At 74.5% G+C, this 12,928-nt stretch carries 16 protein-coding genes; 11 read left to right on the forward strand and 5 right to left on the reverse strand.

Features of this window, described 5'->3' with window-relative positions:
* Nucleotides 1-22 precede the first annotated feature (22 nt).
* Nucleotides 23-1,456, forward strand: coding sequence for an aldehyde dehydrogenase family protein (locus ACLQ2W_RS15885; RefSeq protein ID WP_425787093.1), 1,434 nt, complete (start codon nucleotides 23-25; stop codon nucleotides 1,454-1,456).
* Between the two features lie 65 nt (nucleotides 1,457-1,521).
* Here ACLQ2W_RS15885 and ACLQ2W_RS15890 read toward each other — a convergent pair whose 3' ends face one another.
* Complete coding sequence (locus ACLQ2W_RS15890; protein ID WP_425787094.1) at nucleotides 1,522-1,926, reverse strand: ChaB family protein; 405 nt, start codon at nucleotides 1,924-1,926, stop codon at nucleotides 1,522-1,524.
* Nucleotides 1,927-2,070: 144 nt separating this feature from the next.
* On the opposite strand from ACLQ2W_RS15890, the gene ACLQ2W_RS15895 reads away from it, so the two are divergent.
* From ACLQ2W_RS15895 to ACLQ2W_RS15915, 5 genes are all read left to right on the forward strand, one after another.
* Nucleotides 2,071-3,048 carry a YihY/virulence factor BrkB family protein gene (locus tag ACLQ2W_RS15895; protein WP_425787095.1) on the forward strand — a complete coding sequence of 326 codons (978 nt, stop codon included), beginning with the start codon at nucleotides 2,071-2,073 and terminating at the stop codon, nucleotides 3,046-3,048.
* A gap of 86 nt (nucleotides 3,049-3,134) precedes the next feature.
* Nucleotides 3,135-3,551 carry a DUF2795 domain-containing protein gene (locus ACLQ2W_RS15900; RefSeq protein WP_425787096.1) on the forward strand — a complete coding sequence of 139 codons (417 nt, stop codon included), beginning with the start codon at nucleotides 3,135-3,137 and terminating at the stop codon, nucleotides 3,549-3,551.
* A 55-nt stretch (nucleotides 3,552-3,606) separates the two neighbouring features.
* A complete protein-coding gene (locus ACLQ2W_RS15905; RefSeq protein ID WP_425787097.1) occupies nucleotides 3,607-4,068 on the forward strand; it encodes an SRPBCC family protein in 462 nt (153 codons plus the stop codon).
* Nucleotides 4,069-4,169: 101 nt separating this feature from the next.
* Nucleotides 4,170-4,430, forward strand: a complete 261-nt coding sequence (locus ACLQ2W_RS15910) for a hypothetical protein (protein WP_107160680.1) — start codon at nucleotides 4,170-4,172, stop codon at nucleotides 4,428-4,430.
* A 160-nt stretch (nucleotides 4,431-4,590) separates the two neighbouring features.
* Nucleotides 4,591-4,806, forward strand: coding sequence for a hypothetical protein (locus tag ACLQ2W_RS15915; protein WP_425787098.1), 216 nt, complete (start codon nucleotides 4,591-4,593; stop codon nucleotides 4,804-4,806).
* On the opposite strand, the gene ACLQ2W_RS15920 is transcribed toward ACLQ2W_RS15915, so the two are convergent.
* Nucleotides 4,807-5,253: a hypothetical protein gene (locus ACLQ2W_RS15920; RefSeq protein ID WP_425787099.1), complete on the reverse strand. Its 447-nt coding sequence runs from the start codon at nucleotides 5,251-5,253 to the stop codon at nucleotides 4,807-4,809.
* A 165-nt stretch (nucleotides 5,254-5,418) separates the two neighbouring features.
* Between ACLQ2W_RS15920 and ACLQ2W_RS15925 the strand changes: the two genes are divergently transcribed.
* On the forward strand, nucleotides 5,419-5,781 hold the full coding sequence (locus ACLQ2W_RS15925; RefSeq protein WP_396770893.1) for a DUF6401 family natural product biosynthesis protein: 363 nt from the start codon (nucleotides 5,419-5,421) through the stop codon (nucleotides 5,779-5,781).
* A 59-nt stretch (nucleotides 5,782-5,840) separates the two neighbouring features.
* Here ACLQ2W_RS15925 and ACLQ2W_RS15930 read toward each other — a convergent pair whose 3' ends face one another.
* Nucleotides 5,841-6,701 carry a mechanosensitive ion channel family protein gene (locus ACLQ2W_RS15930; protein ID WP_281939506.1) on the reverse strand — a complete coding sequence of 287 codons (861 nt, stop codon included), beginning with the start codon at nucleotides 6,699-6,701 and terminating at the stop codon, nucleotides 5,841-5,843.
* Between the two features lie 201 nt (nucleotides 6,702-6,902).
* Between ACLQ2W_RS15930 and ACLQ2W_RS15935 the strand changes: the two genes are divergently transcribed.
* From ACLQ2W_RS15935 to ACLQ2W_RS15945, 3 genes are all read left to right on the forward strand, one after another.
* A complete protein-coding gene (locus ACLQ2W_RS15935) occupies nucleotides 6,903-8,999 on the forward strand; it encodes an ATP-binding SpoIIE family protein phosphatase (RefSeq protein ID WP_425787100.1) in 2,097 nt (698 codons plus the stop codon).
* A gap of 41 nt (nucleotides 9,000-9,040) precedes the next feature.
* Nucleotides 9,041-9,718: an HAD family hydrolase gene (locus tag ACLQ2W_RS15940; RefSeq protein ID WP_425787101.1), complete on the forward strand. Its 678-nt coding sequence runs from the start codon at nucleotides 9,041-9,043 to the stop codon at nucleotides 9,716-9,718.
* A 101-nt stretch (nucleotides 9,719-9,819) separates the two neighbouring features.
* Nucleotides 9,820-11,106, forward strand: a complete 1,287-nt coding sequence (locus tag ACLQ2W_RS15945; RefSeq protein ID WP_425787102.1) for a cation:proton antiporter — start codon at nucleotides 9,820-9,822, stop codon at nucleotides 11,104-11,106.
* Nucleotides 11,107-11,131: 25 nt separating this feature from the next.
* Here ACLQ2W_RS15945 and ACLQ2W_RS15950 read toward each other — a convergent pair whose 3' ends face one another.
* The gene (locus tag ACLQ2W_RS15950) at nucleotides 11,132-12,076 is read right to left on the reverse strand and encodes an NAD(P)/FAD-dependent oxidoreductase (protein WP_425787424.1); all 945 of its coding nucleotides are present in this window, start codon (nucleotides 12,074-12,076) and stop codon (nucleotides 11,132-11,134) included.
* A 101-nt stretch (nucleotides 12,077-12,177) separates the two neighbouring features.
* Between ACLQ2W_RS15950 and ACLQ2W_RS15955 the strand changes: the two genes are divergently transcribed.
* Complete coding sequence (locus tag ACLQ2W_RS15955; RefSeq protein WP_405093502.1) at nucleotides 12,178-12,405, forward strand: DUF3072 domain-containing protein; 228 nt, start codon at nucleotides 12,178-12,180, stop codon at nucleotides 12,403-12,405.
* Between the two features lie 9 nt (nucleotides 12,406-12,414).
* Here the strand turns inward: ACLQ2W_RS15955 and ACLQ2W_RS15960 are convergent, their stop codons facing one another.
* A complete protein-coding gene (locus ACLQ2W_RS15960) occupies nucleotides 12,415-12,915 on the reverse strand; it encodes a metallophosphoesterase family protein (RefSeq protein WP_425787103.1) in 501 nt (166 codons plus the stop codon).
* Between the last annotated feature and the right edge of the window lie 13 nt (nucleotides 12,916-12,928).

Below are 12,928 nucleotides of genomic sequence, written 5' to 3' on the forward strand. Positions count from 1 at the left end.
CCGGGCCGGGGCAACCACGCGCATGTACACGGTTGCGCAGCTCATAGGCGGGGTGTGGGGCGCCGGGGGCGAGGGCGGCGAGCTGGTCGTCCACGATCCGGCCGACGGGACGCCGGTGACCCGGGCGCCGGTGGCCGGCGCGGACGAGGTGGCCAAGGCGGTGGAGGCGGCCCGGGGCGCGGCGGCGGAGTGGGCGGCGACCGCCCCGGCCGAGCGGGCCGCCGCGCTGCACCGGGCCGCGGACGCGGTCGAGGCGGCGGCCGACGAGCTGGCCGAGGCGACCACCGCGGAGATGGGCAAACCGCTCGACGACGCCCGCGGCGGCGTGGCGGCGGGCGTCGGCACGCTCCGGCAGTACGCCGAGCTGGCCCCGCTGCGGGGCGGCCGGACGCTGCACGGCGGCCACGCCGCGGTGGACTTCATGGCCCCGGAGCCGCGCGGCGTGGTCGCCGCGATCACGCCGTGGAACGATCCGGTGGCGGTCTCCTGCGGCCTGCTCGGCGCGGCGCTGGTGACCGGCAACGTGGTGGTGTTCAAGCCGAGCGAACGCACCCCGGGCACCGGCTGGCTGCTGGCCCGGGCGCTGGACGCGGCGTTGCCGGCCGGCGTGCTGTCGTTGCTGACCGGCGGCGGCGAGGTGGGCGCGACGCTGGCCGGGCAGGAGCTGGACGTGGTGGCCCACGTGGGCTCGACCGCCACCGGCCGGGCGATCGCCGCCGCGGGCGCGCGGACCGGCGCGAAGGTGCTGCTGGAGAACGGTGGCAGCGACCCGCTGCTGGTGGACGCCGACGTCGACCCGCGCTGGGCGGCCGAGCAGGCCGCGTTGGGCTGCTTCGCCAACGCCGGGCAGATCTGCGTCGCGGTGGAACGCGTCTACGTGCACCGCGACATCGCCGGGGACTTCGTCGACGCGTTGGTGGCCCGCGCCGAGGCGCTCGTCGTGGGCCCCGGCCGCGACCCGGGAACCCAGCTCGGCCCGCTCGTCGACAGGCGGCACCGGGACCACGTGCACGGGCAGGTCACCGCCGCGGCGGCGCAGGGCGCGCGGATCCGCGCCGGGGGCGCGGCGCCGGACGGGCCTGGCGCGTTCTACCCGGCCACCGTGGTCGACGGCTGCCGGCACGAGATGGCGCTGGTGCGCGAGGAGACGTTCGGCCCGGTCGCCCCGGTGGTGGTGGTCGACTCGTTCGACGAGGGGCTCCGGTGCGCGGCCGATTCGCCGTACGGGCTGGCCGCCACCGTGCTGACCGGCTCGATGAGCCACGCGCAGCGGGCCTGGCGGGAGCTGCCGGTGGGCACCGTCAAGGTCAACGCCGTGTTCGGTGGCGCGCCGGGCGGGGCCGCCCAGCCGCGCCGGGGCAGCGGCCAGGGCTTCGGGTACGGCCCGGAACTGCTCGACGAGTTCAGCACCGTGAAGGTGGTCCACCTGGAGGCGCCGGGGGGCGGCCACTGGTGAGCACCCGCACGACCGGAGCCCGGGACCGCGCCGGTCCCGGGCCCTCTCGGCGTACCCCTGGCGGGTCAGCGACCGCCGCGGGCCTTGCGGGTGGCGGTGTTGTTCGCCTTCTGGATCGCCTTCACCAGCTCCGGCTTGGTCATCCGGGAGCGGCCCCGCACGTCGAGCTTCTTCGCCACCGACATGAGGTGGTCCTTGGTGGCGTTGGCGTCCACCCCGCCGGCCGTGGGCGCGCGCCGGGCCGGTCCGCCGCCGGCGGCCTGCTTGTCGCTCGGCCCCTTGCGGCCCTTGGCCTCCCAGTGGTCGCCCACCTTCTCGTACTCGTGTTTGACCGCGGCGAAGGCGACGCGGTGCGCGCGTTCCCCCTCGCCGTACGTCTCGACCGCCGAGTCGTGCGTCTTCTCCCAGGTCCGCTGCGCCTTGGCCGGAGAGCGCTTCAACGTGCTGGGCAACACCTCGCGCCCGGGCATCTCGTCCACCTCCGTCTCGATCGGGTGTCCCGTGTCGTTCCCCCCGGCCCGGGGGACAAACCGGTGCACGGTTTGTCGATTTCCACCGGGGGGTACCGCCCGGCCACGCCCCGGTGGCGCACCGGGCGCGTGGAGGAGGCGGTCATGACGGCGACGACACCACCCACTGTCGACGGCGCGGACCGCGCCCGCTTCCCCCGCCGGATGCGCCAACTCGACTGGCGCACCTGGCGGGGTGTGCTGCTGCGCAGCGGCCAGGGCTTCGTCAAGGACAACTGCGCCGACTGGGCCGCCGCGCTCACCTACTACGGGGTGCTGGCGCTCTTTCCGTCCACGATCGTGGTGGTGGCCCTGGTCGGGCTGGTCTCCGACGGCCCGCGCACGGTGGACACCGTGATCGACCTGGCCCGGGAGATCGGCGCCGGCTCGGTCGTCGGCAACGACGCGTTCGTCGGCGTGGTGCGCACCGTGGTCGAACAGCAGGGCCCGGCGAAGGCGCTGCTGAGCTTCGGTCTGCTCGGCGCGCTCTGGTCCGCGTCCGGGTTCATCGGCGCGTTCACCCGGGCCTCCAACGCGATCTACGGGGTCCAGGAGGGCCGGCCGTTCTACCGGCTCCGCCCGCTCCAGATCGGCATGGCGGCGGTGACCATGCTGCTGCTGGCGGTGGTGGCCACCGGGCTGATCGTCAGCGGCCCGGTCACCGACGCGGTGGGCGACCGGCTGCACGCCGGCGGCCTGGCCCGGACCACCTGGTCGGTGACGAAGTGGCCGCTGCTCGCGCTGGTCGCGATGACGTTGCTGTCGCTGTTGTTCTGGATCGCGCCGAACGTGCGGCAGCCGCGTTTCCGCTGGCTCACCCCGGGCGGCGGGCTGGCGCTGGTGGCCTGGGTGCTGGCGTCCTTCGGTTTCGGCCTCTACGTGGCGAACTTCGGCTCGTACGACGTCACCTACGGCAGTCTCGGCGCGGTGATCGCGTTCCTGGTCTGGCTCTACCTGTCGAACTGCGCGCTGATGCTCGGTGTGCAGGTCAACGCGGAGTTGCAGCGGGGCCGGGCGATACAGGCCGGCGTCGAGGACCCGGCGGAGCCGGTGCTGCCGCCCCGCGCGCCGGCCGACTCCTGAGACCGCCCGCCCGGTTGCGGGCCGGATGACCGGCTCGCCGGACCGGCTCCGGTTTACCGGCGGTCCTCCGGGGCATCACCGAGGGCATGGAACGTGGCAGCAGCAAGCACTCGCCCAGGGTCGACGACCAGATGAGCAGCGAGGTCAGCGGCCTGGTCCAGGGTCCGGGCACGGGTGGTGCCCGGGTCGACGAGTTCCGCCAGGCCGAGCCGTCCGGCGAGGACCAGCCGGAGGCCACCACGGCGCCGGCCGGCGACCTGCGTACCGGCTCCCCGCAGGGGATGAGTTCCACGGACGTGGAGGCGCGCAGCCGGCTCGGTCGGTTCATCGGCATGGCGGCGCTGCCCGGTGACCGCGACGCGCTGGTGGCCAACGCCCGGCAGAACGAGGCGCCAGCGGACATCGTCGCCGCCCTAGAGGGCCTGCCGGACGACACGCGTTACCAGACGGTTTCCGAGGTGTGGGCCGCACTCGGGCACAGGAACGAGACGACGCGCTGGTGAGCGGGCCGGCCCACGGTTCGCGACAGCACACCGGCGGAACAGGAGGAACCCCGACATGAGCGGCGTAATGGAACACGTGGATGTGGACGTCCCGATCCGGACCGCGTACGACCAGTGGACCCAGTTCGAGGAGTTCCCGCACTTCATGGAGGGCGTGCAGGAGGTCCGGCAGCTCTCCGAAACGATGACGCACTGGACCGTGGAGATCGCCGGCGTGAAGCGCGAGTTCGACGCCGAGATCACCGAGCAGCTTCCGGACGAGCGGGTGGCGTGGCGGTCCACCGGCGGCACCCAGCAGGCCGGCGTGGTGACCTTCCACCGCCTCGACGAGGGGCACACCCGGGTCACGTTGCAGATGGAGTTCGAGCCGCACGGCGTGGTCGAGCAGGCCGGCGACAAGCTTGGCGTGGTGGACCGCCGGGCCAAGGGCGACCTGGAGCGGTTCAAGCAGTTCATCGAGCGGCGCGGTCAGGAGACCGGCGCCTGGCGCGGCGCGGTCGACCGCCCCACCCCCTGAGCGTCTCCCCCGCACGAACCCCGATGGCCGCCGGCTCCACCGGCGGCCATCGCCGTGCCGGTGGTCCGTTTGCGATCATCCGGCCCGGGTACCGCAGGGGAATGACCGACAACGACCGCCAGTGGCGCGACGAGGACCGCACTCCCCTGCACGAGCTGGACCAGGCGATCGCCCGGTCGACGCTGGACGGCCAGGCCGACGACGCGACCGGGAACGACGCCGGTGAGGAGGCCGCGTTCGGCCACGGTCCGGAGGCGGTGGACCGGGGCGCCGGCGCGGAGGCCGAGCGTCGGGAGATGACCGACGCGGATCGGGCGTACCGGCCGTCCACCACCGGTCGGACCGGACCGGACAGCATTTGAGCACCCCTGCTCCGGGCACTCGCCGAGTGCCCGGAGCCAGGAGCGCGCATCGACCGAAACGACAAAAACTGCCGTACGGACGGTCGGGAAAACGGACAGCCCATCCAGAATCGGCCGAACGGCTAGCAGTTCTCCGGGTCCGGCGCGTAAGAATTTCGGAATGGATCAGGGCTCCGCTTTCCTCTCCACTCGTCAGCGCCGCCTCGCCTGGTTGGGCTTCCTGCTCGCCGCCCTCCAGGCTCCCGTTGCGGCGAAGTTCAGCGACGACAGCTCCTGGCTGTTCAGCGTGGTGGTCGCGTTGATGGTCGCGACCGTGATCATCGCCGACGACGGTGCCCGGCGCCGTCGCCCGGCCGAGGCCCGCTCCTCCGACTGATCACCGTTCGGCCGGGCGCGCCTCGTGCCCCGGCCGTCCCCGGCTGCGGCGCCGCTCCTTCAGCTCCGCCTCGTAGAGGTGCCGCCGGCCCCCGACCAGTTCGTCCCGGGCCTGCCGGTCCACCTCCCGGAAGAGCGCGTGGTAGCCGTCGTCGAAGTCCTCGACGATCTGGAACGTCCACCTACCGGCGATCACGTTGCGGCCGAGCAGGTCCCGGTCGATCCGCTCGGCGATGCTCGGGTGGCCGGCGGAGCGGAACCGCTCCACCGCCTCGTCCAGCATCAGATCGGCGTGGCCGATGAGCTGGTGCAGCTCGTAGAGGTGGCCGCGGGCCCGCTCGACGCACTCCAGCGCCTCGCCGAGCTTGCCCAGTGCCTCGACCGTGGCGTCACTCACCCCGTCCGGCCGGCGGTGCGCGCGGTCCGGTCCGTCGACCTGCTGTCCCATCGTGTGCCTCCGCGGACTCGGCTGCGTCGTCTGCGTGGTTCCCTTCTGCCCCGCCTCGGGCGGCTCAATCCCCGGGGCCGAGGCGGGCCGGGTCGCCCGGACGAGCCGGGCATCGGCCGGTCGGCCGAGGCCGCCCCGGTCCGCGCGGGGCTAGCCTCGGTCCCCATGCGCGTGCCGAACAACCGGGTCGCGACCCCGTCCGCGGCGGTGGCCGCACGGTCGACCCTCACCACGCTCACCGCCGCCGTCGGCACCGCCGGCCTGGCCGCGGCCCGGCTGAACCCCGGGCTGCTCGCCGAGGTCGACCAGCACGCCGCCGGGGTACGCGACAGCCTGCACGGTGACCGCCGGCCGCTGACCGTGGCGGCGCTCGCCGGGTACGCCGAGGGGCTGCGGGAGGCGGCGTCCGAGCACGGCTGGACGCCGCCGGTCGGGCCGGTCGACTGGTCGGCACCGGGCTGGCTGCTCACCCGGCTGCTCGCGGTCTGCCTGCTGGCCCGCGCGCTGGACCCGCGCCACCTGGCCTGAGACACGGCGCGGGGCGCCCGCGATCGCCCCGCGGACACCCCCCGTCACCCGTGCTGCCGTCAGCCGCCCGGCCGACGGAACTGCTGCGTCTCGTCGCCCCGCTCGCCGGAGCGGTACGTGCCCGCGCCCGACATGGACGACTGCGGTCCGGTCGGGGCCGGCTGTCCGCCCCGGTCGGCCATCCGCCGCTCGTAGTCGCCGCGGCCGGTCTGCTGCCCCTGCCGCTGCTGCCGGAACGCCCGGGACTCCTCCGAGACCCGGTCCAGCCAGCCGTCCCAGCGGTTCTGCATCGGCTTGATCAGACCACCGCCGACACCGACGACCAGGATTCCCGCCACCGTGGCGAGGAACGCGATGAGCACCGGCGTGGTCACCGTGGTGGCGATGCCCACCTGGTTCAGCGCCGCGATGACACCGAGCGCCAGGATGAAGAACGCCGCCACGTCGGCCAGAATCCGGCCGTACGAGAGCCCGCCGAGCGCGCCGGACACCAACTGCCGGACGGCGTTGGCGATGGCGGCCGCGATCACCACGATGACGATCGCCACGAAGGCCCGCGGCAGCCAGGACACCACCCCGCGGATCAGGTCGCTGATCGCGTTGGGTCCCCACACCCCGAAGGCGAACTGCAGGGTGAACAGCAGGACCGCGTAGTAGGCCAGTCTGGCCAGGATGTCGCTGGCGTCGTACTTGGTGCGTTCCAGGGCGCGCTTGATCCCGCCGCGTTCCACGGCGCGGTCGAACCCGACCCGTTCCAGTGCCGCGTCCACGATTTTGAGGACGGCTCGGGCGATGAGCCAACCCACCACGAGGATCGCGATGAACGCGATGGCCCTCGGTACGAAGAGCAGCACCGACCTCCAGAAGTCGGTCCAGGCCGCACTGATGTCGACCTGGCCGACCGCGAGGGTTTTCGGCATGATGTCCCTCCTGTCGCGTGAACTGCGCCGCCCGCATACCCGTCGCTCTGGGCAGCACGCCGGGCCGGACCGGGGCAATTTCCCGACATGACCCGCCGAACCGGCCCTGACCTGCCCTTAACGTTCACGCCGACGGCGACCGGCGGCGACGGTGGCCGCATGATCGGAACCCGTCGGCCACCCGCCGGTTAGGCTGCGGTCATGCCAGGCACCGTCGGTCGGATTCCCACGCCGTCCGCCCCCACTCCGGGAGCGCCCGCCCACCCGTGGGCCGGTACGCCGTTGGGCGCCCCGGAGCAATGGGACCCGGCGGTGCGCGCCGTGGCGGACGTGGTGCTGTCCTCCCCCGTACCGATGGCCCTGCTCCTCGGTGACGACCTGGTCCTGCTCTACAACGAGGGCTACGCCGAGTTGATCGGCGACCGGCACCCGGACGCGTTGGGCCGGCCGGCGGCGGAGGTGTTCGCCGAGGTGTGGCGGGAGGCCGGCGCCGGCGAGGCGCTGGCGCGGGTCTACCGGCAGGGCGAGCCGTTCCTGGAGCGGGAGGCGGTGCTGCCGGCCGACCGGCAGGGCGCCGGCCCGGCCGAGCCGGCGGTGTTCACCCGCGGCCACTCCCCGGTCCGGGACTCCACCGGCCGCATCGTCGGCGTGCTCACCGTCTCGGCGCAGACCACCCAGCTCACCCGGCAGTTGCAGAGCCTCAGCGACTTCGCCGCGGCGCTCTCCGGCACGCTCACCCTGGACGACGTGGCCCGGGTGACGTTGCGCTACTGCCTGCACTCGTTCGACGCCGACCGGGTCTCCTTCGTGGTCGACGAGGGCGCCACCTGGCGGCTGGTCCGCCGGATCCGGGGCGAGCTGCTCGACGAGGCCGACGAGCGGCTGCCGCCGTTGTGGCGGCGGATGAGCGCCGACGCGGCGATGCCGGCGGTGGTCACCGCGCGCAGCGGCGTGCCCTCGTTCACCGCCGACGGGCAGCCGTTGCGCGACGTCGCGGTGGACCGGCACGACGAGAAGATCCGGGCGCTCGCCGCGCTGCCGCTGCGCTCGACAGTGGTCCGGGGCGCGCTCACCGTGGGTTACCAGACGCCACGTCCCTGGTCGCCGGCGGAACGGGCGCTGCTCGCCGCGTCCGCGGAGCTGATCGGCCAGGCCGCCGAGCGGGCCCGCCGCTTCGAGACGCAGCACGGCACCGCCCAGTTGCTGCAACGCAGCATGCTGCCGGAGCAACTGCCCGACCTGCCCCGGTTGCGCATCGCGGCCCGCTACGAGCCGGGCGTCGACGGCAACGCCGCCGGCGGCGACTTCTACGACGCGTTCCTGCTGCCCACCGGCGCGCTCGGCGTGGTGCTGGGCGACGTGGCCGGGCACGACGTGCAGGCCGCCGCCCGGATGGGTCAGGTCCGCGCCGCGCTGCGCGCGCTCGCCCTCTCCGATCCCCGGCCGGACGCGGTGCTCGGCGGTCTGGACCGGCTGGTGGCGAGCCTGGGCGTCGAGGGCGGCACGCACGAGCTGTTCGTCACCGTCGTGTTCGGGGTGGTCGACGCCGACCGGGAGCTGGTCACGCTGGCCAGCGCCGGCCATCCCGCGCCGCTGATCCGACGCGGCCGGACGGGCGCCGGCCCGGCCGCGGAGTTCGTCGAGGTGCCGCCCGGCCCACCGCTGGGCCTCGGCGGCGTCCCGCGCCCGGTCACCGTGCCGTTCCGCCCCGGCGACACGCTGCTGCTCTACAGCGACGGCGTGGTGGAGCGACGCTGGCAGGACCTGGCTTCCGGGCTGGCCGGGCTGGGCGCGGCGGTGAGCGCCGCGAGCGGCAGCGACCCCCGGGCGTTGTGCGCGGTCGCGACCGCCGCCGTGCCGGGCGCCACCGAGGACGACGTGGCCGTGCTGGCGGTGGAGCACGCGGTCCGGCCCAGCCGGTCGGCCGGCATGGAGGTGCCGGCCGAGCCGACCGCGCCGAGCCGGGTCCGGCACTGGCTGACCGCCCAGCTCACCGAGTGGCAGGTGCCCGAGGCGGTGGTCGGGGCGGCGGTGCTCTGCACCAGCGAGCTGACCACCAACGCGCTGCTGCACGCCGGCACCGCCGCCCGGGTCGAGATCGACCTGAGCGCGGAGCGGCTGCTGGTGTCGGTCGCCGACTCGGGCACCCGGGGGCAGGTCACCCGCGCCCAGACCGACACGTTGAGCAGCCGTGGCCGCGGGCTCGGCCTGATCGAGGAGCTGAGCGACGCGTGGGGCACCGACCCGACCGTACGCGGCTCGACGGTCTGGTTCGAGATCCTCATTCCGGCCGGGTGAGCCGGGCGTCGCTCGCGTCCGTCCCGGGTAGGAGGCACGCCATGACCGACGACACGCGCCACGGCGTCCTCTTCGACGTCGACGGGACCCTGATCGACTCCACCTACCTGCACACGGTGAGCTGGTGGGAGGCGCTGCGCCAGGCCGACCACCGGGTGCCGATGGCGCGGATCCACAGGTCCATCGGCATGGGCTCGGACAAGCTCCTCGACCACCTGCTCGGCGCCGAACGGGACGCCGACGCCGACGGGCGCCTGCGCGACGCGCACGACGCGCTCTACGCGGAGTACTGGGAGCGGCTCGCGCCGCTGCCCCGGGCCCGGGAGCTGTTGCACGCCTGCGCGGACCGGGGCCTGCGGGTGGTGCTCGCCACCTCGGCGGCCGAGCACGAGGTGGCCGTGCTGCGCGCCGCGCTGGATGCCGACGACGTGATCGACACGGTCACCTCCTCGGCCGACGCGAAGGAGAGCAAGCCCGCCCCCGACATCCTGGCCGCCGCGCTGCGACAGTCGGGGTTGGCCGCCGAGCGGGTGGTGTTCGTCGGCGACTCGGTCTGGGACGTCGCCGCGGCCGGCAAGCTGGACATCCCCTGCATCGGCCTGACCTGCGGCGGCACCGGCCGGGCGGAGCTGGCGGGCGCCGGCGCGGTGGCGGTGTACGAGGACCCGGCCGAGCTGCTCGACGGGCTGCCGGACAGCGCGATCGGTTCCCTCGGCTGAGCCACCGGTCAACACCGCTGCGTCGAAAGGCTTAGCCGGCACCGGTTCGGGGCACTGCTGACCACCTCCGCCCGGCCGCCGGGCGGCCGAAGGGTGGGGTCGTGGAACCGGTCGATGTCGCGTTCGCTCTGCTGGGCGTCGGTGCGCTGCTGGCGGGCATCCTGCCCCGGGTGCTGGAGAAGCGGCCACTGTCGATGCCGATCGCGTTCCTCGGGCTCGGCATGCTGGTCTTCGCGCTGCCGACCGGGTTGCCGACACCGGATCCGCTGCGCTCGCCGGAGCTGACCACCCACCTCACCGAGGTGGGGGTGATCGTCGCGCTGATGGGCGCCGGCCTGAAGATCGACCGGCCGCTGAGCTGGGCCCGCTGGTCGTCCACCTGGCGGTTGCTGGCCATCGCCATGCCGCTGTGCATCGCCGCGGTGGCGCTGCTCGGCTGGTGGTGGGCCGGCCTGGTGCCGGCGGCGGCGCTGCTGCTCGGGGCGGCGCTCGCGCCGACCGACCCGGTGCTCGCCTCCGACGTGCAGGTGGGTGAGCCGACCGACGTGGAGGACTCCGAGGACGAGGTGCGCTTCGCGCTCACCTCGGAGGCCGGCCTGAACGACGGTCTGGCCTTCCCGTTCGTCTACGCCGCCATCGCGATCGCCAGCACCAGCCTCGCCCCGTCGGCCTGGCTGGCCGAGTGGGTGGCCGTGGACGTGGTCTACAAGCTCGCCGCCGGCGTGGGCGGGGGCCTGCTGGTCGGCTGGCTGCTCGGCAAGCTGTTCTTCCGTGCCCCGAGCACGCTGCGGCTGGCCAAGCACTCCGAGGGGTTCCTCGCGCTGGCCGCCACGTTCCTCGCGTACGGACTGGTCGAGGTGATCGGCGGGTACGGCTTCCTGGCGGTCTTCGTGGCGGCCCGGGCGATCCGGGCCGCCGAGCGCACCAGCGAGTTCCACTCCGTGCTGCACGACTTCGCGGAGCAGGTGGAACGGCTGCTCACCGTGCTGTTGCTGCTGCTGTTCGGGGGCGCGGTGATCGGCGGGCTGCTGGCGCCGCTCACCTGGCCGGCGGCGCTGGTCGGGCTGGGCCTGGTGCTGGTGATCCGGCCGCTGGTCGGCTGGCTGTCGCTGCGCGGCGCGCCGGGCCGGCCGGCCGAGCACTGGGTGATCTCGGCGTTCGGCATCCGCGGCGTCGGCTCGTTCTACTACCTGGCGTACGCCACCAGCAAGACGGACTTCCCGCAGGCGGAGCTGCTCTGGGCCACCGTCGGCCTGGTGGTGGTGGTCTCGGTGGTGGCCCACGGGGTCGCCGCGACGCCGGTCATGCAGTTGCTGGACCGGGCGGGCGACCGCACCCGGGACAGCACCGAGACCGGTGCGGGCAAGGAGCCGGTGCCGGCCGGCTGAGCGAGTCCCGGCGGCCGGCGGGGGGTCAGTCCCCGCGCAGCCGGGCGGCCAACGCCCGACCGAGATCGTGGCCGGACCGCCAGGCGCTCTGCACCCGTGGCCGGCCGAACGCGTCGCCGGCCAGGCCGATCCCGTCGTCGTCCAGGTGGAACGTGCCGTCCGCGCCGTTCGCCACCGGCCGGGCGTACGTCCAGCGGTGCACGTGGGTCGACAGGGCCGGCTCGGGCAGGCCGAGCAGGTCCCGGACGGCCTGTTCGATCTCCGGCCGGGCGGCGGTCGGTTGCAGCAGGTGGCCGGCGGCGAACGCCGGCGTGGTGTGCGCGACCAGCACCGGGGCGCCGTCGCCACGCCGGTCGCCGTCGTCGCAGACCAGGCTCAGCACCGGGTGGTCGTTGACGAACGCGCCCCGGAAGTCGGACCAGCGGCGGGACTTGAAGTGCAGCACCGCGGCGAGCGTGGACGACCAGCGTTGGGTCGCCACCGCGCGGGTGGCCGTCTCCAGCGCCGGGTCGAGCAGCAGGGCGGCCTGCGGGCCCGGCATGGCGAGCACCACCGCCTCGGCGGCCCGGCCGTCCACCCGGGGTCCCGGCTCGACCATCATGATCAGCCGGTCGTGCGTGACCGGCAGGTCGGCGGCCAGGTGTTCCACGAGCGAGCGCAGCCCGCGCGGGGCGGCCCAGCGCATCGGGCCGGTCACCTGCTCCCGCCCGCGCGGCCCGTACGCGACGAGCGTGTCGGTCCACTCCCGGACCAGCCCGGCGGCCTGCCAGCCGGCGACCACGGCGGCGAAGTCCGGGTCGTCGACGGTGAAGTAGGCGGCGCCCAGGTCGGCGGGACGGCCGTCGAAGCGCTTGCTGGCCATTCGCCCACCGGTCACGCGGGCGCGTTCGCGCACCTCGACCGGGATGCCGGCCCGAGCCAGCTCGGTCGCGCACGCCACCCCGGCGATGCCCGCGCCGACCACCACCACACCCGCCCGGTCCGCTGTCATCGGTTGATCGTAGGTGCCGGCCGGCATGAACCCGCCGGCACGGGGGTAATGGCACATCCGTTCGAGAAAGGGTGATCATCATGGCCGACCGCACCAACGACCGCACCACCGTGAACGTGAATCCGGACGCCGCCGTCAAGGACCCGGACGACTGGGTGACCGGCGACGAGCCGCCCACCGCGGCCCAGGAGTCCTACCTGCACACCCTGGCCCAGGAGGCGGGCGAGACGGTGCCGGAGGGGCTGACCAAGGCGGAGGCGTCCCGACGGATCGACGAGCTCCAGGCGGAGACCGGCCGGGGGCGCTGAGACCGGCGATCAGCGCGGGGGGAGGCGGTGCAGCTCGACGCGGTCGAGCCGCCCCGCCGCCACCCGGGCGGTCAGGTAGGTCGCGTACGGCTGGGCCCGCCGGTCGGTGGGCGAGCCGGGGTTGAGCAGCCGCAACCCGCCCGGCGCGACGGTGTCCCACGGGATGTGCGAGTGGCCGAAGACCAGCAGGTCACAGTCGCGGTACGCGGCGGCGCACCGCTCCTCCCGCCGGGTCTTCGGCCCGGTCTCGTGCACCACCGCGACCTTCAGCCCGGCCAGCTCGACGCGGGCCACCTCGGGCAGCCGGGCCCGCAACGCCGGCCCGTCGTTGTTGCCGTACACGCCGACCAGCCGGCGCGACCGGGCCTCGAGCGCGTCCAGCAGCGCCTCGTCCACCCAGTCCCCCGCGTGCACCACCACGTCGGCGGCGTCCACCGCCGCCCAGAGCGGTTCCGGCAGGTCCCGCGCCCGCTTCGGCACGTGCGTGTCCGCCATGACGACCAGCTTCACCGCGCCATCCTCC

The organism is Micromonospora sp. DT227 (assembly GCF_049841835.1).
Taxonomy (GTDB): Bacteria; Actinomycetota; Actinomycetes; order Mycobacteriales; family Micromonosporaceae; genus Micromonospora.

Bases quoted from the DNA above. Each gene is read 5' to 3' on its own strand.
- ACLQ2W_RS15940 (WP_425787101.1), top strand. From the start codon at position 9,041: ATGACCGACGACACGCGCCACGGCGTCCTCTTCGACGTCGACGGGACC.
- ACLQ2W_RS15930 (WP_281939506.1), bottom strand. From the start codon at position 6,701: ATGCCGAAAACCCTCGCGGTCGGCCAGGTCGACATCAGTGCGGCCTGG.
- ACLQ2W_RS15935 (WP_425787100.1), top strand. From the start codon at position 6,903: ATGCCAGGCACCGTCGGTCGGATTCCCACGCCGTCCGCCCCCACTCCG.
- ACLQ2W_RS15890 (WP_425787094.1), bottom strand. From the start codon at position 1,926: ATGCCCGGGCGCGAGGTGTTGCCCAGCACGTTGAAGCGCTCTCCGGCC.
- ACLQ2W_RS15910 (WP_107160680.1), top strand. From the start codon at position 4,170: ATGACCGACAACGACCGCCAGTGGCGCGACGAGGACCGCACTCCCCTG.
- ACLQ2W_RS15955 (WP_405093502.1), top strand. From the start codon at position 12,178: ATGGCCGACCGCACCAACGACCGCACCACCGTGAACGTGAATCCGGAC.
- ACLQ2W_RS15915 (WP_425787098.1), top strand. From the start codon at position 4,591: ATGGATCAGGGCTCCGCTTTCCTCTCCACTCGTCAGCGCCGCCTCGCC.
- ACLQ2W_RS15895 (WP_425787095.1), top strand. From the start codon at position 2,071: ATGACGGCGACGACACCACCCACTGTCGACGGCGCGGACCGCGCCCGC.
- ACLQ2W_RS15925 (WP_396770893.1), top strand. From the start codon at position 5,419: ATGCGCGTGCCGAACAACCGGGTCGCGACCCCGTCCGCGGCGGTGGCC.
- ACLQ2W_RS15900 (WP_425787096.1), top strand. From the start codon at position 3,135: ATGGAACGTGGCAGCAGCAAGCACTCGCCCAGGGTCGACGACCAGATG.
- ACLQ2W_RS15920 (WP_425787099.1), bottom strand. From the start codon at position 5,253: ATGGGACAGCAGGTCGACGGACCGGACCGCGCGCACCGCCGGCCGGAC.
- ACLQ2W_RS15905 (WP_425787097.1), top strand. From the start codon at position 3,607: ATGAGCGGCGTAATGGAACACGTGGATGTGGACGTCCCGATCCGGACC.
- ACLQ2W_RS15885 (WP_425787093.1), top strand. From the start codon at position 23: ATGTACACGGTTGCGCAGCTCATAGGCGGGGTGTGGGGCGCCGGGGGC.